The organism is Pseudomonas sp. 18.1.10 (assembly GCF_024655625.1).
Classification (GTDB): Bacteria; Pseudomonadota; Gammaproteobacteria; order Pseudomonadales; family Pseudomonadaceae; genus Aquipseudomonas.
Window position 1 is genome coordinate 1 of record NZ_JANLGL010000055.1, and the last position, 23,201, is coordinate 23,201.

Consider the following 23,201-nt stretch of genomic DNA (forward strand, 5'->3'; position numbering starts at 1 on the left):
CGGAGTATCAGTCACCTATATTTCGACTGATCCACCGCATTCGCGAGCAAGCCCGCTCCCACACAAGCCAGCTCCCACATTTTTTGGATGTGTCAGGCCTGATGTTCCCCTAGCAACTCAGCGCGCAGCTGCGCCTTCAACCCGTGCAACTGCGGTGACAGATGATCCCTCGGATGGGGCAACCCCACCACAATCTCCCGCCGGATCTTGCCCGGATGCGCCTGCATCACGATCACCCGATCCCCCAGGTACAGCGCCTCTTCGATGTCATGGGTGACCATGATGACCGTGCACCGCTGCTTGACCCAGATACGTTGCAGTTCCTGTTGCAGGTACACCCGGGTCAGGGCATCCAGGGCGCCCAGGGGTTCGTCGAGTAGCAGCACTTTTGGCGTGTTGATTAACGCGCGGGCGATGGCGGCGCGTTGGGCCATGCCGCCGGAGAGTTGGTGCGGGTAGGCGTCGGCAAAGCCTTCGAGGTTGACCTTGGCGATGTGCTCGTCCACCAACTGCTGCTTGGCCTTGGCGCTCAGGCGGTGGTTTTTCAGGGCCAGGGCGATGTTCTGGCTGACGGTCATCCACGGGAACAGACGATGGTCCTGGAACACGATGCCCCGGTCGAGGCTGGTGCCGGTCACGGGTTGGCCGTCAAGGAGGATCTGGCCGCGGTAGTCGTTGTCCAGGCCGAGGATCAAGCGCAGCAAGGTGGATTTGCCGCAGCCGCTGGGCCCGACGATGCTGACGAACTCGCCGGGGGCGACCTGCAGGTCGATACCGTCAAGCACGGGCAGGCGCTGGCCCTTGAGGCTGTAGTCCTTGCTCAGCCCTTTGATTTCAAGGGCGCCGGGCAGGGTGTGGGGTGTCAGGGAAACAATGTCTGGTGCGATTGCAGTCATGTCCAAGCCTTCCAGAATCAGGGGCGCCAGCGCAGCAGGTAGCGGCTCAGGCAGGTGAATAACAGGCTCATGCCGTAGCCCAGGGCGGCGATGCTGATGACGCACAGCAGGATGATCTCCATGCGCGCGCCGGCTTCGGCATTCATCATCAGGTTGCCCAGCCCGGGGCCGGCGGAGAGGAACAGTTCGCTGCCCACCGCCGTGACCCAGGCGAAGGCAATCGCTTGCAGCACGCCGGTACACAGGCTTGGCAGTGCCGACGGCAGCAGCACCAGGGCAAAGCGTTGGCGGCGGCTGAGGACCAGGGCCTGGGCGACTTCGAGGTGGCGCGCATCCACCTGGCGCAGGCCTTCGAAGGTGTTGAGGGCCATCGGGTAGCTGGCGGCCAGGGCGACGATCAGCACCTTGGCGCTTTCGCCATTGCCGAACCACAGGGCGATCAAGGGAATCCAGGCCAGCATCGGCACTTGCCGCAGGCTGTGGAACAGCGGTGCAACCAGGCGCTCGCCCCAGGCGGACAACGCCATGCTGGCGCCGATCAGGGTGCCGGCAAGCACGCCAAACAACAGGCCCTGGGTGGTGCGCAGCAGGCTGGCGAGCAGGTTGGTCAGCAGCTCGCCGTTGCCGACAATCTCCACCAACCCGGCCACCACCTGGGCCAACGACACCACGGCGTAGGCGCCGCTGGCACCCTGGCGCGAGGCGTACTCCCAGGCGGCCAGCAACAGCAGGGGCAGCAGCGCGCCACGGGCGTGTCGCAGCAGGCGTTTCATGGCGCCACCCGCGTCGGTTGCCAGCGCTGCAAGCGGCGCTCAAGGCGACGCAGGGACCAGTCGAGGGCGAAGCCGACCAGGCCAGTGACCACGATGCCGACCATGACCACGTCGATGCGCAACATCTGCCGCGCCATCTCGATCATCTGCCCCAGGCCGCTGTCGGCCGCCAGCAGTTCGGCGGCGATCAGTACCACCCAGGCGCGGGTCAGGCCGATGCGCAGGCCGGTGACAATCTGCGGCGTCACCGCCGGCAATGCCACGGCCTTGACCAGGCTCAGCCAGGGCAGGCGATACACCGCCGCCACCTCGAAATAACTGCGGGGAATGCCCTTGACGCCCTGGCTGGTGGCCAACGCCAGGGGGAAAAACGCCGCCTCGGCAACGATGACGATCTTGAAGATTTCATCGATGCCGAACACCAGCACCAGCAGAGGAATCAAGGCCAGGCTCGGGATCTGCCGCAGGCTATGGAACAGCGGCCCGCAATAGGCTTCCACGGTTTTCGACAGGCCCATCAGCAAGCCGAACAGCAATCCGCTCGCCGCACCAATGCTCAGGCCCCAGCCCAGGCGGCCGAGGCTGGTGAGCAAGTGGTCCAGCAGTTCGCCGTTTTCCAGCAGCAGCGCAAAGGTGCGCCACACCTGGGCGGGCGGCACCAGCAACTGCCGGGGGAATACCCCGGCCGCCGCGACGCCGGCCCACAGGCCAAGCAAGGCCAGCGGCGAAATAAGCCATGAGAGCCGGGACGCAAGCACCGGCAGTGAAGGTTGGGGCATGGGGATACTCTTATCAGTCTGCTTGAAGGCAATAGTGCAGCTTGTATGCCAAGGCCCACGGCCCGGCAAACACGAGGGAAGGCGGGCAAACGCGCTGCTGCAGGGGCAACGCGTTGCTGGTGCACTGCTGCTACAGCAGCAGTCAGGCTGCGACCGGCACCTGGCGCCGCGCCGTATACCAGGCCGCCGCAATTACCAGGATCAGCAGCGCCCAGCACACAAACAGCGGGCCGAGGCCGATCAGGTAACTGGTCACACCGCCCGCCATCGCACCGACAAAACCACCGGCCATGGAGGCGAGCTGGAACAGCCCCGAGACCTTGCTCTTGTCCTGCACTTGCTGGCTGAGTTGGTTCATGTTCAGCAGGTGCAAAGCGGCGGCCGCAAGGCTCAGCAGAACCCCGGCCAGGGCCAGCCAGGCAAAGTCCTGACTCAGCCCGATCAGCAGCAGCGCCGCTAGGCCAAACAGCAGGCTCAAGCCATAGGCCAAGCCCTGGCTGAGATGGCGCAGCAAGTAGCCCAGGCCAAACAGCGCCAGCACCGCGCCGACCCCTTCGATCACCACCAACGCCACCGCACGGTCCTGGGACAAGCCCGCTTCCTGTAGTGCATAGAGGATGATGAAGGTGCTGAACACCGAGGTGGTCGCACTGTTGAGCGCCTCCATGGCGCACGGCTCGCGGATGTCCCGATGCCCCAGCAGTGCGCGGGTCTCGCTGAACATGGCCGCCAGGTTGAGCGCCGGCGCGCGCTCGCTGGGTGGTTCACCTTCCCAGAAGCTCAGGCTGTACACCGCCATCGCACCAAAGCACAGGCTGATTAGCACAAAGGCCCAGTGAAACTGGCCCTCAGCGCTGAACTGGTTGCCCAGTAGCGGCCCCAACAAACCCAGGCCAAGGGTCAAGGCGCCGCGATACCAGCCGGCCTTGCTCAACCCCAGGTGCTTGAGTTCGCGCAGGAACGCGCTGTTCATCGCGACGATGCGAAACGGAATGAACAAGCCGATCAACCACTGCGCCAGCGCCAGCCACAGCCAACCGCTGAACAGCGGGATCAGCAGGTTGACCAGCATCGGGCCAAGGCTCGACACACAATAGATCGGCTTGGCGCCATAGCGGGCGATCACGAAACCCGCCGGCAAGGTGAGAAACACCATCCCCAAGGATTCCATGGCCGAGATAATCCCCATCTGCATGGCGTTCGCCCCCAGCGACAGGGCGTACAAGGTGGTGACGATCTTGGCCATGCCGATGGTGGCGCCGCTGAACGTGGCCAGCAGCATGAAGTTGACCAGGAAACCCGGGCGCGAAGTCTTCACGGGCATCCTCAGAACTTCGCCGTCACGGTCACACCGGCGGTGCGCGGGTCACCGAACGACGCCCAATACGGCGCGCTGCCACGGTTGAGGGAAATGCCGTGGTTCTGGTACTGCTTGTCGGTGAGGTTGTTGACGAAGCCGGTGATGTTGTACTTCTCATCGGCGGTGGTGTAGCTCAGGTGCGCATTGCTGACGGTGTAGCCGCCCTGGTTGAGCCAGGTCCACTGCGACTGCTGGTACGCCGAGATGAAGTATTCCTTGCTCTGGTAACGCAGGTCGCCGCCCAGGACCAGGGCCCCTGGAATATCCAGCGGGAAACGGTAGTCGGCACCCAGCGCGTAAGTGTGGCGTGGCGCGCGGATAAAGCTGTTGCCTTTCCACAGGTCACCGGTGAACTCGCTGGAAAATACCGAGGCGGCCAATTGCAGGTGCAGGTTGTCGGTGGCCTGGGCTTCCAGTTCGAACTCCGCGCCGCGCGCCGTGCCTTCGGCGCCGTTGGTGAGCAACGACACCAGGCTGCCACTGGCGGTGGTGGTGGTAGCGCTGACCTGCATGTCCTGGTAGTCGTAGTAGAAGACGTTGGCGTTGGCGTGTACCCGACCGTTGAGCCACTCGGACTTGAGCCCCAGTTCATAGGAATTGAGGGTCTCCGGCTGCACCGTGCTCAACTGCTCCAGGCTGCTGGACAGCCCGGTGTTGAACGCCCCCGAGCGGAAGCCCTTGGCATAACGGGCATACACCCGCAGGTTGTCGTTGATGCGGTATTCCGGGGTGAGGTCGTAGGTCACCGCGCTCCAGGTCTTGTTGCGCTTGGCATTGCCGTTGGTGGTGATGCCGGCGCCGGTCACGTCCACCGGGTTTTGCAGGGAGCCTGAGTCCCACCAGTCGCCGTTGAAGTTGCTGCCGGTGGTTTGCACCAAGTCCAGGTCGATGGCTTTTTTCTCGCGGGTCCAGCGCAGGCCGCCAGTGACGGTGAACTGGTCGGTGAAGTCGTAGGCCAGGTTGCCGAACAGCGCGTAGCTGGTGTTTTTATGGCTGAACGAGGTGCCGGTGTAGCTGGCCTCGGACGCGCCTTCATCCGGCAAGGCCGAGGTGGCGCCGGCGCTTTGCAGGTCTTCGTGGAAGAAGTGCGTGCCGAGGATCCAGCGCAGGGTTTCGCTGGTGGGCGAGGCGATACGGAACTCCTGGGAGTACTGGCGCCAGCGGTTATTGGTGTAGTTGCGCCCGCTTTCCACCGGCGACAAGTCATCATCGCTGATGCTGCGTTGCTTGGTTTCGTCGTAGGCGCTGATCGAGGTGAGGCGGTAGTCACCCAGGTCGTAGTTGAGGGTTAGGGCCGTGCCGGCGTGCTCGATCTTCGATTTATTGTCGACGTTGCTGTCGATGTAGCGCCGGTCCGGGTTGCTGCGGTTGTAGCCGCCCAGCCACGGGAAACTGCCCACCGGCAACAGGCCGGCGGCGGTGCCACGGGTCTGGCTGTCGTGCAGGGTCCACAGTGCGGTGAGGTCGGGGTTGAGCTTGGCGAGGAATTGCAGGCGCACGGCCTTGTTGTCGACGCGGTCGTAGTCCTTGTCGTCGTAGACGTTCTTGATAAAACCGTCGCGTTCCTTGGAATACAGCGACACGCGCGCGGCCAGGCGGTCTTCCACCAGGGTGCCGCCGAGGGCACCATTGACGATTTTTTCGTTCTTGCTGCCGTAGCCGAGGGTGGCGTAGCCGTCGTTCTCGAAGCTCGGCTTTTTGGTCAGGATGTTCACCGCGCCACCGGTGGTGTTCTTGCCATACAACGTGCCTTGCGGGCCGCGCAGGATCTCGATGCGGTCGAGGTCGAACAGCGGGTCGCCGCCGGCCAGTGGCGCGTTGAGGTACACATCGTCGACGTACACGCCCACCGGGAACACCGTGGCGGCGCCCTGGTCACCCGTGCCCACGCCGCGAATGTACCAGCGCGGCCGTGCATCACCGTCCGGGTTGTTGGCCTGGGCGTTGGGCACGAACTTGAGGGCCTTGCCGATATAGTCGGTGCCGGTCTGGCCGAGGCTTTCGCCGGACACGGCGCTGACCGCGTTGGCGATGTCCTGCACGCTTTCTTCGCGGCGCTGGGCGGTGACCGTCACCGATTTGAGGGTGGGCGCGCTGTCGTCAGCGGCGGGCGTCTGTTCCTGTGCCAGTGCGGGCAGGCTGTGCAGCGTGCCGATCAATGCGGTGGCCAGCCATAGGCTGTGGGTGATCCTGTTGATGCGGTACATAACCCCTCCGAAAGTAATGGTGCTGGTACTTTTCGGTCTGCTTAAGTTGTCTTTTAAGTGCGCTGCAAACCTGGAAAGCTACAGCGCTATAGCAGGGCCTGTGCCAAGTTTTATGTTGTTGATATATATAGGTTTTATACGGGCATTCGCAGCGCCTTGCTGCCCCAGCAGCAGTGGGGCAGCAAGGGGCTGTTTGCGGGTGAGCAGGCGGGCTTTTCCATGGGCGAAAAAAAGGCCGGCAAGCCGGCCAGGGTGCGCGCCATGAAACTAGACGGACAAGCGTGAAGTGGCACCGAGGACACTTTCCAGCACGCTGAAATCAATCCAGTCACGCACATCGAAACGCCGTGGGATGAACTGCCAGCGATGAAGGAAATCGGTGAAGTCCTGCAACGCCAGGATCGACTGTTCATCAAGCATGGTACGCAGGCGCCGATGGGCATCTTCGCCATAGGCCGTGGCCACCCAGTACTCGCTGGTGTTGAGTTCGCGGGCGAGGAACTGGCGGGTCTTCTCGGGGTTGGCCCAGGCCCATTGCTCGGCGCGCAGTACGCAGTCGACGATGGTTTTCGCGGCGTCGAAGTGATGCTCGCGCAGATGCCCGTCCACGGTGAGTGTGCGCGGCGTGCCGTTGTTGGAGCGGATCATCGGGTCGGGGTGGGAGCCGGTGTCGATCACCACATGCAGGCCGAACTCGGCGGCCAGTTGCACGGCGTGGGCGCCCTTGAGAAAGATCGCGTCGATGTCGCCGCGCAGCAGGCCGATCAGTTCATTGTTGCGCCTTTGCGCGCGGTTGAAGCCGAACGACACCTGGGCGCCGTGGACGTGGCGCATCTGTTCGTCGCTGTAGGTGCCGCCGTAGGGGTAGTCCACCAGGTCCACGTCGCTGACGCTCATGCCTTCGAGCTTCAGCGCGTTTTCCAGGCCGCGCAGGGCTTGGGCGCGGGTGAAGTCGATCTGCACGTTGGCCCACTTGGGGATGCCGAAGCGGCGGTGCTTGAGGTCGCGCACGGTTTTCACGCCGCTTTCGACGGTGGTCAGGATCAACTGCACTTCATCGCTCCACGACAACCCCAGCAGGCGTGTGTCGCCGCCATTGGCATAGGCCCAGATCGCCGGGATGTTGCCGCCGTGGCGCACGGAGTTGGGCAGGTGATGGTCGTAGTGGGCTTCACGGATGTCGCGCTCGCTGGACTCGCGCAGGGCCTGGATAGTGGTGCCCGAGGGCAGGAACGCTTCGGCCAGGCGCCCGGATTCCACAGCGATGCCGAGGCCGGTCGGCACCGGGCTGTGGGTGTACCAGAGGGTATCGAGAGAAGGTGTGCTCATGGTCATCCTGTTCAGCGCGAAGGGCGGTCTTGCACCAGCGGCAATACTTCCTGGCCGATGCGCAGGGCTTCTTCCAGGTGCGGGTTGCTGGCGAGGATAAAGGTCGAGAAGCCCGCGTCGCGGTACTCGGCCAGGCGTTCGGCGACGTTTTCGTGGCTGCCCACCAGGCCCACGGTGGGGCCGGGCTTGGCCTTGGCAAAACCGGCCCACAGGTTGGGGCCGATAATCAGGTCTTCGAAGCGATCGACGTTCTGGTGATAAGCCGTCTGGCGTGCGCCGCCCACCGAATCCGAACCGCCGACAAAGGCCTTGGCCTCGCTGCTGCCGCGATTGCCCACGGCGTCGAACTGGCGACGCAGGTCGCGCCAGGCGGCTTCTTCGGTTTCCCGGGCGAACAGGTCCACGCGCAGGCCGAAGCGCACTTCGCGGCCTTGTTGCGCGGCGCGCTCGCGCACCCGGTCCATGTGCGGCTGGAGTTTGTCCAGCGGCTCGGCCCAGTTCAGGTACACGTCGGCGTGCTTGGCGGCGACGTCCAGCGCGGGCTCGGAGAAACCGGAAAAGTACACGCCGGGTTTGCGTTCGTCGCGCAGGCCGGGGGGCAGCGAGCCATTCTCCAGCTGGTAGACCTGGCCCTCATAGGAAAACTGCTCGTGTTCCCACAGGCCCTGGATGATGTCGAGGAACTCACCGGTGCGCTGGTAGCGCTGGTCATGGTCGAGGAAGTCACCCTGGGCGCGCTGGCTGGCCGGGTTGCCGCCGGTGATGATGTTCCAGTCCAGGCGCCCGTGGCTGAGGTGTTGTAGGATCGCGGCCTGCTGCGCGGCGTAGGCGGGCAGGGTCCAGGTGGCCTGGAACGCCACCAGGAAACGGATGCGCCGGGTTTCCCGGGCCAGCGCCGCAGCGACGATCCACGGCTCCGGGCCGGTAGGCAGCAACGCGCCCTCGAAGCCCGCCAGTTCGGCGGCCTTGGCCACCTGCGCGATGTAGTCGATGTAGGTGAAGCCATCCGGCTCACCGTTGGGCCGCCGGCCCGGCGCGATGTGCCCGGGGCTGCGGTTGAAGCTGCCGCGAGTGTGCAGGTCTGTACTCAGTTGCTGGCCGTCGGTGCCGAGGGGCAACCGCCAGAAAAACTCCGTGCTCATACAGGCTCCCGAAAGGAAATGGAAAACGTTGCAGAGGCTGATAGCAACGCCCATGCCAGTCCCCCGCGGCAGCGTAATTGCGGGCGCGCCCCGTCTACGCGCGGGGCGGGGTGCTGCTGTGGCAGCAGTCGGTCAGCAGTGGTTGCTGGGGAGACAACATCCGCGCGGCGCCCACGCCCCGGATCACGGGCCTGTGGCGGCTGGCACAACTCGTGCTGAGAGGTTGCGTCACCCATTCCCTGATTCTGGAGTTCATCAAGTGAGCCAGCCTGCCCCGTTGAGTGAAGCCCTGCTGCACCAGGTCGAACAGACCAAGCGCAATACCGCGAAGATTTTCAAGGTGCTCAAGGACACCCGCACCTTGACCGCCACCAACACCTTCCAGGCCCATGTGCGCGTGCCGGGCAGCGACTTGCTGATCGTCGTGGCCACCCCCGGCCCGTGGGACGATGACCAAAGCATCCGTGCAGTGGTCGCCAGCTACGACGGCGTGGTGCACCTGGATGAACACCTGGCGCCGGGCCAGCCGCTGAGCGCCAGCCGCCAGGGCGGCGGTGGCCGCCGTTATGCGGCGACCTTTCGCGGCGCGCCGCGGGTCAATGTGGTGATCCATGTGCACACGCCGTATTTGGGGGGCTACGCGGCGGCGCATCGGGTGTTTCCGCTCAACTACGCGGCGGCGCAACGGGTGACGCTGGCCCGGGAGTTGCCGGTGTATATCGACCGGCGTCAGCCCGAAGCCGAGTTCATCCTCGACGTCCTCGCCGCCAACCCGCACACGCCAGCGGTGCTGGAAGCCAATGGCGGTGCGACGTTCTTCGGGCCGGATTTGCTGCAATCGGCTGAATGGATCTTGTTGTTTGAAGAGGGCGCGTACTTTCAAGCGCTCGGGGAAAACCTCGGGGGCGTGCGGCCGTTTGGTGAAGGTGTGCTGGAGCAGCAGTGGCGCATGACCGGGTTGTGGGAGCAGGGGCGTGCGTTGGTTGAGCAAGGCTAGTCTGGACGATCACGAATGTTTCCTGGAGGCCTGGCTATTAACCCGAGATGCCGAACCTCTTAGGCTGGTTCTATCGATTTGAACCCGCCTGAGAGGGAAGTGAAGATGAAAAAGCTGCAGAAGAAAATCGCATTGGTCACCGGTGCCTCCAAGGGCATTGGCGCGGCGATTGCCAAGCAATTGGCCAAGGAGGGCGCCACCGTTATCGTCAACTACGCCAACAGTCGTGAGGATGCCGACCGTGTGGTTTCAGAGATCCTGCAAACCGGCGCCAGGGCTCACGCGATCCAGGCGGATGTGTCCAACAGCCTCGACGTCAAGGCGCTGTTCAAGGCAATAGTGCATGAACACGGGCATCTGGATATTTTGGTCAACAACGCGGGGGTCTATGCCACCAGCCCGCTGGCGCAGATCACCGAGCAAGAGTTTCACCGTCAGTTCAACCTGAATGTGCTGGGCCTGATCCAGTGCACCCAGGCGGCAGTTGCGGTGTTTAATCCGGCGGGCGGCAGCATCATCAATATCAGCTCCAGCGTGACCGCATTCACCCCGGCCAACTCGACGGTGTACACCGCCTCAAAGGGCGCCGTGGATGCGATCACCCGCACGCTGGCCAATGAGTTGGGGCCCAGGAACATCCGCGTGAACTCGGTCAACCCGGGCTTGGTCGTGACTGAAGGCGTGCACGCCAGCGGTTTTTTCGAGGACGCGTTCCGCCAGCAGATCGAGGCCATTACGCCGTTGGGACGTATCGGCGAACCGCAGGATATCGCGCCTGCGGTAGCGTTCCTGGCGTCGGCAGACGCGGGCTGGATCACCGGCGAGGTGTTGGTGATCGGGGGCGGCCTGCACTAGCCGACGTGGTCGCGCAGGTAATGGCGCGGTGATTGGGACATGACGCGCTTGAAGGCGGTGCTGAATGCACTCTCTGATTCGTAGCCCAGCGAGAACGCGATGGTCGAGACCGAATCATCGGAGTTCTGCAACCGGTCACTCGCCAGCAACATGCGCCAATGGGTGAGGTACTCCATTGGCGCTGTGCCGACGACCTGCTTGAAGCGCAGAGCGAAGGCCGAGCGCGACATGTTGGCACGTTGCGCCAGTGCCTGCACGGTCCAGCGGTGAGCCGGGTCGTCATGCAAAGCGCTCAGGGCGAGGTTGAGATTGCGGTCGGCGAGGCCGAAAAACCAGCCGGTCCCGTGATTGCCCAGTGTCGCCAGATGGGCGCGAAGGACTTCGACCAACATGATGTGTGCCAGGTGTTCGTTCATCAGTGAACGGCCGGGGCGTTTGTGCTGCAGCTCACCGATAAAACGCTCCAGTGCCCAGCGCAGGACCGACGCCTGCGGCTCGTCGCCGGACACATGCACCAGTGAGGGCAAGGTGCCGAGCAGCAGCTGGGCAGGCGTACCGGTGAAGTCAAAGCGGCCACCGACCAGTTGAACGTCGTCGCCACCGTAGTGCAGGGACAGTTCGTTGGCGGCAAGTGCTTGAACGTGCTCGTCTGCGCCCATGACGGGCTGCGACTTGTCGCTGTAGAGGGTGAAAGGCAGGCCCCGAGTCATCAGGAAGCAATCGCCTTGCTGGAGTCGCTGGGGCAGTTGCTCGCCCTCTACGTGCAGCCAGCAACTGCCCTTGGCCACGGCAGTGAACTTGATGCCTTCCCTACGCGGAAAATGGAATGCCCACGCGCCGCCCAAGGTGAGCGAGGCGCTGTGATAGTTGCGAACTCTCAATAAGGACAGCACTTCGGACAGTGGGTCCATGCATCACCTGTGGTGGCGGTCTGTAAAGTCCGCGAGAGTCTACACCTCTGGTGGCCTAACGCCTCGGGGGTAACAACAGAGGGTTATCGTCACCGATACAGGGTGAACCTAGACTCGTCGCACGTTCTTCACTCGACAATTGAGAGTAAAAACATGCGTTTACGAGATCTGGGCATCACCATCGGCGACGGCAAGCCGGGGGCGTTCAACGCCATCACCGACGTCCCCGGCGTGCGCGTCGGCCATCACACCCTCAATGCCGAGCACGCCGACCGGTCCATGCACACCGGCGTCACCGTTATCGAGCCGCGTGCGGTTGCCGCGCACCTGGCGCCGTGTTTTGCCGGTGTGCATGTGCTCAATGGCAACGGCGACGCCACGGGCCTGGAGTGGATTCGCGAAGCCGGCCTGTTGACCACGCCCATCGCCTACACCAATACCCACAGCGTCGGCGTGGTGCGTGATGCGCTGGTCGCCGCCGAGCGTGAGATGGGCCAGCAGCACACCTACTGGTGCATGCCGGTGGTGCTGGAGACCTACGACGGCATCCTCAGTGATATCTGGGACCAGCACGTGACCGCCGAGCATGTGCACGCGGCGCTGGCTGACGCCCGTAGCGGTGCGGTGCAGGAAGGTTGTGTGGGCGGTGGCACCGGCATGATCTGCCATGAGTTCAAGGGCGGCATCGGTACGTCGTCACGGGTACTGAGCGAGGAGGAGGGCGGTTGGACCGTCGGCGTGCTGGTGCAGGCCAACTACGGCGCGCGCGGCGCGTTGCGGGTGGCGGGTTACCCGGTTGGCAACGTGTTGAAGGATGTGCCTTCGCCCTACGACGGCCCGGTGAATGTCGGCGTGCCCGGCATGGGTTCCATCGTGATTACCCTGGCGACGGATGCGCCGTTATTGCCGCACCAGTGCACACGCCTGGCGCAGCGGGCGAGCATCGGTTTGGCACGGGTGGGGGGAGGTACCGAAGACGACAGTGGCGATATTTTCATCGCGTTCTCGGTGGGCAACAGCGGGTTGCCGGTGGCCAACCTCGGGCAGCCAGGGCCGCCGACGACGGCGTTGCAGATGGTCAACAACGACTATATCTCGGCGTTGTTTGTCGCGGCGGCGGACGCGGTTGAAGAAGCGATTATCAACGCCATGCTGGCCGCCAACGATGTGCACGGCCGGGGCAAGACCGCGCTGGCCCTCAAGCCCGAGCAACTGCTGGCGGCGCTGAAACAGGTGGGCTGGGCGCCTCACTCCTGAGCTTGCAGGAACAACAGGAACAACTCGGACTGGGACTTGATCCCCAGCTTGTTGTACAGGTGCCGGCGGTGCACTTTCACCGTCTCGGCCGAGATCGCCAGCTTGCGGGCGATCTCCTTGTTCGAGCAGCCACTGAGCATCAACTGGGCCACCTCGGTTTCGCGGCTGGTCAAGGTTGAGCTGATGTGCAGCCCGGGTGAGTCCACGCGTTCCTGCCAGTCTGTCGCGGGTTCCGGTGTGCGCTTGAAGCCTTGTTCAAAGGCGCAGCGCTGGCGCATCAGCCCGGCGACCCAAGGCTGGATCAACCCCAGCAGCGCGAAGTGTTCCTGGGTAAAGCGTGTGCTGCTGCCCAGGGACAGGCTCAGGGTGCGCTCCGCGTCGAGTTGCACATTGAAGTGGACCTCGTCGGCGACAATGTTCAGGCGAAAGTAGCGCTGGTAATAATCGGTCTGCTCAAAGCATTCCGGTGCGACGTCATCCAGCTGGAACAACCCGCTTTGCGGCGCTTCGCGATTGGCCAGGTAAAACGGGTCGAGCAAGTACAAGCCCTTGAGATAGTCCTGGAACAGCGAGTCGCTGGCGCTTTCCTGCGCCGGCGACTCGGCCAGCAGCTGCGGGCGCCCCGCGCTGAATATCAACACCACCCAGTTGTCCATCGGCACATAACGCCCGAGCAGGCGCGTGAGTGACGTCCAGAAATTCGGCCGGTCCAGCGTTTCGATCAACCGACCTACGGCGTCATGCCAGGCCAGGTCCTGCAAGGTCAGGTGCATCTCGCTACCCATTCGGGGTTACCCCATCGAAGTGATTTTGTGCCATGGGGGTACGGCCCATACTCGTTGCCAGCCTACTGTGCACAAGGACCCACGATGAAGATCGAACTCATGCAACTGGCCGGCCGTGACGGCGACATTGCTTATAACCTGCGACGCGCCCTGGAAGCCATCGCCACGTGTGGCGCGGACACCGACCTGCTGGTGTTTCCCGAGACTCATCTGATGGGTTTCGTCGCCGGCGAACAATTGGCCGAGGTGGCGCAACCCCTTGACGGCCCGGCGTTGCGTGCCATCCAACAGGCCGCCCGCGAGCGTGATGTGTCGGTGGTCATCGGCCTGGTCGAGAGCGATGCCGGCGTGCACTACAACACCTCGGTACTGGTCACGCCCGAGGGCATTGCGATGCGTTATCGCAAGACCCACCTGTGGCCTTCCGAGCGCGGCGACATCACCCCGGGCGACCGTTTTGTCACGGCGCTGTGGAAGGGTATCCGCATCGGCATCCTGATCTGCTACGACATCGAACTGCCGGAAACCGCCCGCGCCCTGGCCCAGTTGGGGGCCGAGCTCATCATCGTCACCAACGGCAATATGGACCCCTATGGCCCGGTACACCGCACCGCCATCATGGCCCGCGCCCAGGAAAACCAGGTGTTCAGCGTGATGGTCAACCGCGTTGGCGAGGGCGACGACGGCCTGGTATTTGCCGGTGGCAGCGCCGCCATCGACCCGTTTGGCCGCCCGCTGTTCGAGGCTGGGCGCGATGAAACCCGGCAAGTCGTGACCCTGGACCTGACGCAGCTCGAAGCCGCCCGCGCGGACTATCACTACCTCAATGATCGTCGCCTGCACCTGAGCGGCGAGAGCGTGCAGCATGCCGATGGACGTCGGGAACTGCTGCTGCGCTGATGTATCTCCCCCAACCAAAACAATAAACGGGCGGTAACGCCCAGGAGTGCTCGATGATCCTGACTCGATACGTACGCTGGGGCCTGGCCTGCTTGATCTGTGGCGCGGTGACCTGCGCCCGGGCAGAAGAACCGCAGGTCAATATCTACAACTGGTACGACTTCATCGCCCCCGACACGCTGAAAACCTTCCAGGCGCAGACCGGCATACACAGCGCCTATGACGTGTTCGACAACAGTGAAGTCATGCAGAGCAAACTCATGGCCGGCCGCAGTGGCTACGACGTGGTGGTGGCCACCGGCGACCTGCTGCCCAACCTGATTAAGGCGGGCGTGCTCAAGGAGCTGGATCGCGCGCAGCTGCCCAACGCCACTCATCTTGACCCGGCCATCCTGGCCAAGGTGCAGAGCAACGACCCCGGCAATCGCTACGCCGTGCCCTACCTGTGGGGCACCACGGGCATTGGTTACGACGTGGAAAAAATCCGCGCCGTCCTCGGCGCCGACGCCCCGGTCAACTCCTGGGACCTGATCTTCAAGGAAGAAAGCCTCGCCAAGCTGGACACCTGCGGAGTGGCCATGCTGGATGCCCCGGGCGAAATCATCCCCATCGCCCTGCATTACCTGGGCTTGCCCTACAACAGCCAGAACCCGGACGACTACCAGAAAGCCCAGGCGCTGCTGCTGAAACTGCGCCCGCATATCCGCTACTTCGACTCATCGCGCTTCATCACCGACCTCGCCAATGGCAACATCTGCGCGGTGGTCGGCTGGGCCGGCGGCGTGATGGACGCCAAGAAAGCCGCCGATGCAGCGGGCAGTGGCCGCCAGATCCAGTACAGCATTCCCAAGGAAGGCGCGCCGGTGTGGGTCGAAAGCCTGGTGCTGCTCAACGATGCACCGAACCCCCAGCAGGGGCTGGCGTTCATCGACTACATGCTGCGCCCGCCGGTGATTGCGCAGACGTCCAATTACCTGAGTTACGCCAATGCGAACAAGGACGCCACGGCGTTGTTGGATGAGCGGGTGCGCGACAATCCCGGGGTGTATCCGGCGAAACAGGTGTTGGACACGCTGTTTCCGCTGGAGCCGCTGCCGCTCAAGTTGGAGCGGGTGCGCACGCGGGTTTGGAGTAAGGTGAAGAGTGGGACTTGAGGTGCGTCAGCAACCAAACCATTTGTGCTCGGTTTCAAGTAACCGAAGGCTGCTTCACCTTACGACTCAATCCCGGTGTCTTGCCCGTAATGCGCTTGAATGCACGACTGAAAGCGGCCTGCGATGTGTAGCCCAAACGCTGGGCTACCTCTTCAATCGGTAGCCTTTCGAGGGTCAGCCACTGGCTTGCCAGCCGCATGCGCAGCTCGGTGACATAGCGCAGCGGGGTCATGCCGATCGTCACCTGGAAGCGGTCGGCGAACACCGAACGTGAGGTATTGCACTGCTCGGCCAACTGCGCAACGGTCCAGTCGCGGCCCGGTTGCTGATGGAGCGCGAGCAGTGCGCCGGCCAAGCGCGGGTCGCGCAAGGCGGCGACCAGGCCTGAGGCATTGCCGCAGGCGCACTCTACCCAGCCGCGAACGACCATTGCCGCCACCACGTCGGCCAACCGCGCGAGGATACCGGCGAAGCCGATGCGTGCGGCGCTGACCTCGCGTTCCATGGTGGTCAGGATCGGCACCAGGCCGGGGTAACGCTGGCCGCCGGCATCAATCAGCATCAGGCCCGGCATCAACCTGCCCAGGCCATGGATGCTGCCCAGTTCAAACTCCATGCAACCACTGAACAAAAGAGTGCTCGGCGCGGGGCTGGCATCGGTTCCGGTGGCCACTGCGCTGACGCAGTCACCGAGCGGGGCGCCGTCCAGACCGTTGATGTCCAGCACAGGCGCGTCCGGATGGGAAAGCAGTTGATGGGCCGCGCCATGGGAGATGAACACGGCGTTGCCGGCCGACAGCGCGTAAGGGGTGCCATCGTCCATGCGCAGCACCGCATGGCCGGCGGCGATGAAGTGGAACCAGGCGTGCCCGGGTTTCTCCGTGAAGCCCAGGCCGAAGGTAGGGCCGGCCTGGATGCGCCGGTATTCGACACCGCGCAGGCGCATGCCGCGCAACAGCTCGTTGATGAGGTCGGAGGAGAGCGCAAACGGGTCAGCTGGCATTATTCAGGTGTTTCGGTCAAAAAGTAGAGGTTTTCAATCATAGATCATCCAGATTCCGGCGCCTAGACTTCGGTTCGCCTTGAAGATTGAGAGATCCCTACAATGACCGATTGTGTCTGCAATGCCGTACCCGACCGCCATTCTGGCGTCGACCTGGATGTAGAGCCTGCGACCCCCGCGTGGATGGCCGTGTTTTCGTTGGCAATGGGGGTGTTCGGCTTACTGACCGCCGAGTACCTGCCGGCCAGTCTGTTGACGCTGATGGCCACTGACCTGGGGGTGTCCGAAGCGCTGGCGGGCCAGGCGGTCACGGTGACAGCCGTCGTCGCGCTGTTCGCCGGCTTGTTGGTGCCAGGCCTGACCCGTGGCATCGACCGTCGCCTGGTGTTGCTGGGGTTTTCCACGTTGATGGTCGCTTCCAATCTGTTGGTCGCCGTGTCTTCCAGCTTCGCGGTGCTGTTGTTGATGCGCATCTTGCTGGGGATTGCCCTTGGCGGGTTCTGGAGCATGGCGGCGGCGGTCGCGATGCGCCTGGTGCCGAGCGCACTATTGCCCCGGGCGCTGTCGATCATTTTCAGCGGCATTGCCATCGGCACCGTCGTTGCCGTGCCGCTGGGCAGCTATCTGGGCGGGCTGTATGGCTGGCGCAGCGCGTTCTTTGCCGCGGCGGCGGTCGGCATGGTGACCCTGGCTTTCCAGTCGTTCACCCTGCCGCGCCTTGCGCCGCGTCGGCCGGCGAGGCTGCGCACTGTTTTAGAAGTGTTGCAGCGGCCAGGCATCGCCATGGGGATGTTCGGGTGTGTGCTGGTGCACAGCGGGCACTTCGCGATGTTCACCTATGTTCGGCCATTCCTTGAAGGCACTACCGGCATTGGCGCGCAAGGGCTGTCACTGATGTTGCTGGGGTTCGGTGTGGCCAACTTCGTCGGCACGCTGTTGGCCGGGCGGCTGCTGGAACACCACCCCCTGGCCACCCTGGTGTTGATGCCCGCCCTGGTCGGCGTCGCCGCTCTGGCGTTGGTGCTGTTGCCGGCGTCGTTGCCGGGGCAGGCGATACTCCTGGCGATCTGGGGCCTGGCCTTTGGCGGGGTGCCGGTGGCGTGGTCGAACTGGGTGGCCAGCGCGGTCCCTGACCAGGCGGAAAGCGCCGGCGGCATGGTGGTGGCCTCTGTGCAGTCCGCCATCGCGACAGGCGCCGCCGCTGGCGGTGCCGTGTTCAGCTTCGGTGGCAGCGCGGGCGTATTCGTCGCGGCGGCCGTGTTGATGTTGCTGGCCGCGCTGCTGATTGCGCTGCGGGTTCGCGTCCCTTCTGCCCCTGGCGTTCGCCAGCCCAAGCCCGCGCTGCACCTTTGAGCCGATTGGCCAAATCGCTGCAATCCCCTCCGTTATCAGGAACTGACCATGAACAATACGACGTCTCACCAAGGACGCCTCAAATCGTTGCGCGCGGCAAGTATCGGCAATGCGCTCGAATGGTTTGACTGGACCCTGTACGCAACCTTTTCGGTGTACCTGGCAAGCAACCTGTTCGACAAGAGCGATGCGCGCTCGGCGATGCTCGCGACCCTGGCGGTGTTTGCCGGTGGCTTTGTCGCACGGCCTGTCGGCGGCTGGTTGTTCGGCCGACTGAGCGACCGCCTGGGGCGTCGGACCATCATGGTGCTCACCATGCTGCTGCTTGCGCTCAGCAGCCTGGGCATCGCGCTGATTCCTGACTACCAGAGCATCGGCCTTTACGCCTCGGGCGCGCTGCTGTTTTTCCGGTTGATGCAGGGGCTCGCCCATGGTGGCGAGACAGGGGTTTCGTACACCTATGTCGCCGAGATCGCCCCGAGCAAACAGCGGGGCTTATGGTCGAGTTCGGTGTATGTGGGGGTGACGCTGGGGGTGATGGCGGCGACGGCCGTGGCGGCGACGCTCACCTGGCTGCTGGGCGCGCAGGCCATGGGTGACTACGGTTGGCGGATAGGTTTCGCCCTGGGGGGCGTGCTCGGTATTTACGCACTGTTCTTGCGCCGCGGTGCGCAGGAATCCCATGTGTTTGTCGCGCAGCAGGGGCAAGCGCGGCCGCCGCGCAAGCTGTCCACGGCGGAGATGCTGCGCGTGGCGCGCAACATCGTCATGCTGGCTGCGGCCGCCAATGTCACTTACTACGCCTGGGTCACGTTCGGCGCTGCGACGGCGATTGCCCAAGGCATGGACGCCACGGGTGCCTATGTCGCCAGTCTGCTCGCGCAGATCCTCTGTGTGTGCTGGTTGCCGGTCTGCGGGATGTTGTCCGATCGGGTCGGCCGCCGCCCCATGGTCATCGCCTGGGGCGTGGGCGTGATCGTACTGACCTATCCCATCTCGATCATGGTGACCACCGAGCCCTACACCCTGTTCCTGGCCCAGGTGCTGGGGCTCGGCGCCTGGTCGTTGATCGCGGCGATTTTCCCCGCGGTGCTCTCCGAGCAGGTACCCACCCAGGCACGGGCACAAGGCGTCGGTTTGGTCTCGTCGGTGTCAGTGGCGATCTTTGGTGGCACGGCCCCCTATCTGCACAGCTATCTCAGCGGCGCCGACCTTGGCTATCTGTACGTCAGCTATGTCATCGGGTTGGGCATAGTCACCGTCCTGGCGGGGTTTCTGATCGACGAAACGGCGGGCATCGACCTTGCGCACATCGAGGCGCCTGGCGCTCGAATCAGCTGAATAAAGGAGTACGAATCAATGAAATCCACAGCCATCAAAAAAACCGCTGCACGAGGTGAACGCCCCGGCGCCAACGTGACCGTCAGCCAGACATCCGGGCCCCGTCAGGCCGCACGCGAGACCTGGGTTGAAGTGCCTTCAGCAACAGGCCCGGCGGCCGCCTGGTGCTATTCGGATCGCCGCGCCTATAGTCCGGGTGATTCGGTTTGCCTGTATCTGTCGTCGAACTGCCCGCAGGTGCGGCTCAGGATCTATCGCGATGGCGCCATTGCCCGCACGCTGCATACCACCGACAGCCTGGATGCCCGATTCCACCCCGTGCCTGAACGTGCCTATGAGCATGGCTGCCAATGGCCCGTCTTCCTGCAATGGCCAATCCCGGGTGATGCCGAGCAGGGTGGCTATATCGTCGAAGTACAAGACGGCGCTGGCAGCGTCCTCGGCCATCATCTGTTTATCGTCAAGGCGCTGCGCAAGCGTGCCGATGCCTTGGTACTCGTTGCGGCCACCTCGACGTGGGCCGCTTATAACGACTGGGGCGGTGCCAATCACTACTTTGGCCTTCACCCCGACACGCCGCGTGGCCGCTCACCATTGCTCTCGGCACAGCGACCCTGGGCGCGCGGGCAGGTGTGGCTGCCGGACGATGCGCCACGTTGCGTCAACGCGACCCGGCCCCGCCAGCCAGGGCCGGCGCGCTATGAATTCATCGAATGGGCGGGCCTTAACGGTTACGCCAAGTACTACGCGCTGGCGGGGTGGGCTTCTTTCGAACGACCCTTTGTGGTCTGGGCCGAACAGCAAGGTTATACGGTGCATATCCTGACCCAGGACGATTTGCACCACGACCCGCACGCGCTGGAGGGCTACGCCTGCGCCGTCTTCGTCGGGCACGACGAGTACTGGACGCGGGACATGCGCGACCATGTCGACGCCTTTGTCGAGGCGGGCGGCAAGGTCGCGCGATTCGCCGGCAATTTTATGTGGCAGATTCGCCTGGAGGACGAGGGGCGGCGGCAAGTGGCCTACAAGTACGACGCCGGCGCGCTTGATCCTGTGGCGGCAACCGAGCCTCATCGGCTAACGGGGGCCTGGGAAGATCCCCGGGTCAATCACCCTGGGGCATCGACGTTCGGGGTAAATGCCCTGCGCGGCATATATGGCAGCTTTGGCGCAATGGCGCCGCGCAACCCGCGTGGATACACGGTCTTCAGGCCTGGGCACTGGGCGTTTATGGGGACGGGCCTCGGCTACGCGGACATGTTCGGCGACGAAGCCAACATCTTTGGCTACGAAGTGGATGGCCTCGACTACACGTTCGTCGACGGCCTTCCAGAACCGCTCGGCACCGACGGGGCGCCCAGCGGCTTGCAGATTCTCGCCATGGGCTGGGCGACCAATGCCGAGCACGGCCGATCCGAGGATGCCTATTCATTCATGCTCGGCGATGGCGATGCGCGGTTTCGTGCGTCCATCCTGGCGCCCGAACTGAGCGACGCCAGCATCGCCTTGCACAGCCGTGGGGCGGGCATGGTGGTGCACTTCCATAAAGGCCGAGGCGAGGTCTTCACCGCCGCCACGTGCGAATGGGTACATGGGCTGATGCAGGCAGATACTTACACTGTGATGATCACAAAAAATGTACTTGAGCGTTTTTTGGGAACATAACGCCATGAACGAAAAAACCCGCGAGAAGGCGGGTTTTTGAAGGGTGTAGTTGTATTCACAGACTATCGGGGTCCCCAAAAAACATCTGAATCCGCGACCGCAACCAGCGTTCACCCGGGTCATTATCCTGCGACCCACGCCAAGCCATATGCAGTTCGAACGAACGCACCGGCAACGGCGGTTCTTCCGCGCGCAAACCGCCCGCAGCCGTCAGTGCCTCGGCGGCATAGTCCGGTACGATGGCGACAATATCCGTGCCCGCGAGCAACGTGCCGAGGCCGTTGAACTGCGGTACGGCCAGGACCACGTGGCGTTTGCGGTCGAGTTTTTCCAGTTCTTCGTCGATAAACCCGCTCAAGTCGCCGGCAAATGACACCAGGGCATGGGGGCGGGCGCAGAAGTCGTCGAGGCTCAGGCTGCCCGGCACGCTGTCGGCGCGTAGCAGTTTGGGCACGCTGCGGCGCAGCAGTTTGCGCTTGGCGTTGGCCGGTAGGTCGGCGGTGTAGCTGACGCCGATGGAGATTTCGCCGGAGGCCAGCAGGCCCGGCATCAGGATGTAGTTGACGCGGCGCACCACCAGTACGATGCCGGGCGCTTCGGCGCGCAGGCGTTTGAGCAGTTGGGGCAGCAGGGCGAATTCAACGTCGTCGGACAGGCCGATACGGAATACGGCGGTGCTGGTGGCCGGGTCGAAGTCGGCGGCACGGCTGACGGCGGTGGAAATCGAGTCCAGGGCCGGGGAGAGCAGGGCGAAGATTTCCACGGCGCGGGCGGACGGTTCCATGCTGCGGCCGGTGCGCACGAACAGTGGGTCATCGAACAGCCCGCGCAGGCGCGACAATGCGGCGCTGATCGCCGGCTGGCCGAGGAACAGTTTCTCGGCGGCGCGGGTCACGCTGCGTTCATGCATCAAGGTTTCGAATACGATCAAGAGGTTAAGGTCGACACGACGCAGGTCGTTACGGTTCATCTTGTGTCCTGGATGAGTCAGCGAGCTTGACGAGAGCGGCCATGAAAGAACCCCTTGGATTCGCTTAGAAAAGCATGACCGGCATGAATCTTACGGGGAAAGGCTGGTACTCTGCACCGGCTAATTGAGTTTTCCTACGTTAGCCGGGGTCTTTTCCTCGGGAGCGGAATCAATGACAGGCATGTCGACTATTAATGGTGACCTGTGGTCTTACCGGGAAAGCCCAGATAGAGTTCATGGCATTAGAGGTTACTTTGACGAGGTTTGCGATGTCCCGCACGATCCGTTTTCACAAGTTTGGTCCGGCCGAGGTGCTCAAGTGCGAAGAGCATGTAGCCGCGCAGCCCGCACCGGGCGAAGTGCAGGTGCGTGTCGAAGCGATCGGCATCAGTTGGTACGACATTCTGTGGCGCCAGAACCTGGCGTCCTCCCATGCACGCCTGCCATCCGGCCTTGGCCATGAGATGGCCGGGGTGGTTGTCGCCCTGGGCGAAGGCGTGGATGACCTGGCAGTGGGCGATAAAGTCGCCAGTTTTCCGGCCGAGAGCCCCAATGATTATCCGGTGTATGGCGAGCTGATCGTCTTGCCCCGTTCGGCCCTGACCCGTTACCCGGATGTCTTGAGCCCGATCGAAGCCAGCGTGCATTACACCCCGCTGCTGATCGCCTATTTCGCCTATGTGGACCTGGCGCGGGTCAAGCCCGGGCAATTTGCCCTGGTGACGGACGCGAGCCACTGTGCCGGCCCATCCTTTGTGCAACTGGGCAAGGCCCTGGGTGTGCGAGTGATTGCCGCCACCAAGGACAGCGCAGAACGTGAGTATCTGCTGTCCCTCGGCGCGGAAAAGGTCATCGTCACCGAAGAGCAGGACCTGCTCATGCAGATCAACAAGTTCACCGATAACCGCGGCGTGGACGTGGTGTTCGATGGGTTGGGCGGCCCACAGATGTCGTTGCTTGGCGATGTATTGGCACCGCGAGGCAGCCTGGTGCTGTATGGCCTGCAAGGTGGCAACCAGACGCCATTCCCGGCGTGTGCAGCGTTCCAGAAGAACATTCAGTTCTTTGTGCACTGTATCGGCAATTTCACCGGCAAGCCGGAGTTGGGCATCACCCAGGACCATGTGGCCTTGCAGCGCGCGTTGCGTGATATCAACCAACTGACCGCCGACCGCGTGCTGGTACCGCTGAAGACCACAGTATTTGCGTTCAGCCAGTTCGTCGAAGCGCACCGCTACATGGACGAATGCCCGTGCCGTGAGCGGGTTGCGTTGCAGGTTGAAGCTGTTTGAGCTGTAGGAGTATTCGCAAATGAATGCGCATACATCCAAATGAATGGGGCAAATGCGCCATTTGTCAGGGCTTAACCCGTTATACGGTTGAGCCCCCGCTCGGGCGCCAACCCCCGCAAATAATACCTTTGCCCCTGACGCCGCACTGAATTTCAGTGCGGCGTTGTCGTATGGGCGAAAATAAAGTCTTGTGGAGTTTTCATCTGCGCTGGTTTCAGGCGAATTTCTG

General features: G+C 63.4%; 20 protein-coding genes. 9 read left to right on the top strand and 11 right to left on the bottom strand.

All coding sequences use genetic code 11. The features are described from left to right. Nucleotides 1–92 precede the first annotated feature (92 nt). From NUV89_RS12155 to NUV89_RS12185, 7 genes are all read right to left on the bottom strand, one after another. The gene (locus tag NUV89_RS12155; protein ID WP_257781502.1) at nt 93–896 is read right to left on the bottom strand and encodes an ABC transporter ATP-binding protein; all 804 of its coding nucleotides are present in this window, start codon (nt 894–896) and stop codon (nt 93–95) included. Between the two features lie 17 nt (nt 897–913). Then, entirely contained in the window at nt 914–1,669 is a 756-nt protein-coding gene (locus NUV89_RS12160) for an ABC transporter permease (RefSeq protein ID WP_257781503.1), read from the bottom strand. Next, nucleotides 1,666–2,448, bottom strand: coding sequence for an ABC transporter permease (locus tag NUV89_RS12165; protein ID WP_257781504.1), 783 nt, complete (start codon nt 2,446–2,448; stop codon nt 1,666–1,668). Before NUV89_RS12165 ends, NUV89_RS12160 begins: the two co-directional genes overlap by 4 nt. 142 nt (nt 2,449–2,590) lie before the next feature. Then, nucleotides 2,591–3,772 (bottom strand): MFS transporter, encoded by a 1,182-nt coding sequence (locus NUV89_RS12170; RefSeq protein ID WP_257781505.1) that lies wholly within the window; start codon nt 3,770–3,772, stop codon nt 2,591–2,593. 2 nt (nt 3,773–3,774) lie between these two features. Next, nucleotides 3,775–6,015 (bottom strand): TonB-dependent receptor, encoded by a 2,241-nt coding sequence (locus NUV89_RS12175; protein ID WP_257781506.1) that lies wholly within the window; start codon nt 6,013–6,015, stop codon nt 3,775–3,777. 267 nt (nt 6,016–6,282) lie between these two features. Next, nucleotides 6,283–7,344 (bottom strand): ABC transporter substrate-binding protein, encoded by a 1,062-nt coding sequence (locus tag NUV89_RS12180; protein WP_257781507.1) that lies wholly within the window; start codon nt 7,342–7,344, stop codon nt 6,283–6,285. A gap of 11 nt (nt 7,345–7,355) precedes the next feature. Beyond that, nucleotides 7,356–8,486, bottom strand: a complete 1,131-nt coding sequence (locus tag NUV89_RS12185; protein ID WP_257781508.1) for an LLM class flavin-dependent oxidoreductase — start codon at nt 8,484–8,486, stop codon at nt 7,356–7,358. Between the two features lie 259 nt (nt 8,487–8,745). On the opposite strand from NUV89_RS12185, the gene NUV89_RS12190 reads away from it, so the two are divergent. Continuing rightward, entirely contained in the window at nt 8,746–9,483 is a 738-nt protein-coding gene (locus tag NUV89_RS12190; protein ID WP_257781509.1) for a class II aldolase/adducin family protein, read from the top strand. A 105-nt stretch (nt 9,484–9,588) separates the two neighbouring features. Then, complete coding sequence (locus NUV89_RS12195) at nt 9,589–10,338, top strand: SDR family NAD(P)-dependent oxidoreductase (RefSeq protein ID WP_257781510.1); 750 nt, start codon at nt 9,589–9,591, stop codon at nt 10,336–10,338. Here NUV89_RS12195 and NUV89_RS12200 read toward each other — a convergent pair. Then, a complete protein-coding gene (locus NUV89_RS12200) occupies nt 10,335–11,249 on the bottom strand; it encodes an AraC family transcriptional regulator (protein WP_257781511.1) in 915 nt (304 codons plus the stop codon). The genes NUV89_RS12195 and NUV89_RS12200 overlap by 4 nt on opposite strands. A 153-nt stretch (nt 11,250–11,402) precedes the next feature. On the opposite strand from NUV89_RS12200, the gene NUV89_RS12205 reads away from it, so the two are divergent. Next, entirely contained in the window at nt 11,403–12,506 is a 1,104-nt protein-coding gene (locus tag NUV89_RS12205) for a P1 family peptidase (protein ID WP_257781512.1), read from the top strand. On the opposite strand, the gene NUV89_RS12210 is transcribed toward NUV89_RS12205, so the two are convergent. Further along, entirely contained in the window at nt 12,497–13,279 is a 783-nt protein-coding gene (locus NUV89_RS12210; protein WP_257781525.1) for a helix-turn-helix transcriptional regulator, read from the bottom strand. The genes NUV89_RS12205 and NUV89_RS12210 overlap by 10 nt on opposite strands. A gap of 96 nt (nt 13,280–13,375) precedes the next feature. Between NUV89_RS12210 and NUV89_RS12215 the strand changes: the two genes are divergently transcribed. Next, a complete protein-coding gene (locus NUV89_RS12215; RefSeq protein WP_257781513.1) occupies nt 13,376–14,191 on the top strand; it encodes a carbon-nitrogen hydrolase family protein in 816 nt (271 codons plus the stop codon). Nucleotides 14,192–14,244: 53 nt separating this feature from the next. Beyond that, a complete protein-coding gene (locus NUV89_RS12220) occupies nt 14,245–15,345 on the top strand; it encodes an extracellular solute-binding protein (RefSeq protein WP_257781514.1) in 1,101 nt (366 codons plus the stop codon). Nucleotides 15,346–15,379: 34 nt separating this feature from the next. On the opposite strand, the gene NUV89_RS12225 is transcribed toward NUV89_RS12220, so the two are convergent. Continuing rightward, a complete protein-coding gene (locus tag NUV89_RS12225; protein WP_257781515.1) occupies nt 15,380–16,348 on the bottom strand; it encodes an AraC family transcriptional regulator in 969 nt (322 codons plus the stop codon). Between the two features lie 102 nt (nt 16,349–16,450). On the opposite strand from NUV89_RS12225, the gene NUV89_RS12230 reads away from it, so the two are divergent. From NUV89_RS12230 to NUV89_RS12240, 3 genes are read left to right on the top strand one after another with little or no spacing between them, the layout of a single operon-like run. Then, nucleotides 16,451–17,701, top strand: a complete 1,251-nt coding sequence (locus NUV89_RS12230) for an MFS transporter (RefSeq protein WP_257781516.1) — start codon at nt 16,451–16,453, stop codon at nt 17,699–17,701. A gap of 48 nt (nt 17,702–17,749) precedes the next feature. Then, complete coding sequence (locus NUV89_RS12235; protein ID WP_257781517.1) at nt 17,750–19,042, top strand: MFS transporter; 1,293 nt, start codon at nt 17,750–17,752, stop codon at nt 19,040–19,042. Nucleotides 19,043–19,060: 18 nt separating this feature from the next. After that, the gene (locus NUV89_RS12240; protein ID WP_257781518.1) at nt 19,061–20,710 is read left to right on the top strand and encodes a N,N-dimethylformamidase beta subunit family domain-containing protein; all 1,650 of its coding nucleotides are present in this window, start codon (nt 19,061–19,063) and stop codon (nt 20,708–20,710) included. Nucleotides 20,711–20,765: 55 nt separating this feature from the next. Here NUV89_RS12240 and NUV89_RS12245 read toward each other — a convergent pair whose 3' ends face one another. Beyond that, entirely contained in the window at nt 20,766–21,680 is a 915-nt protein-coding gene (locus tag NUV89_RS12245) for a LysR family transcriptional regulator (protein WP_017739298.1), read from the bottom strand. A 269-nt stretch (nt 21,681–21,949) separates the two neighbouring features. Between NUV89_RS12245 and NUV89_RS12250 the strand changes: the two genes are divergently transcribed. Next, on the top strand, nt 21,950–22,972 hold the full coding sequence (locus NUV89_RS12250) for a zinc-dependent alcohol dehydrogenase family protein (protein ID WP_257781519.1): 1,023 nt from the start codon (nt 21,950–21,952) through the stop codon (nt 22,970–22,972). Nucleotides 22,973–23,201 lie beyond the last annotated feature (229 nt).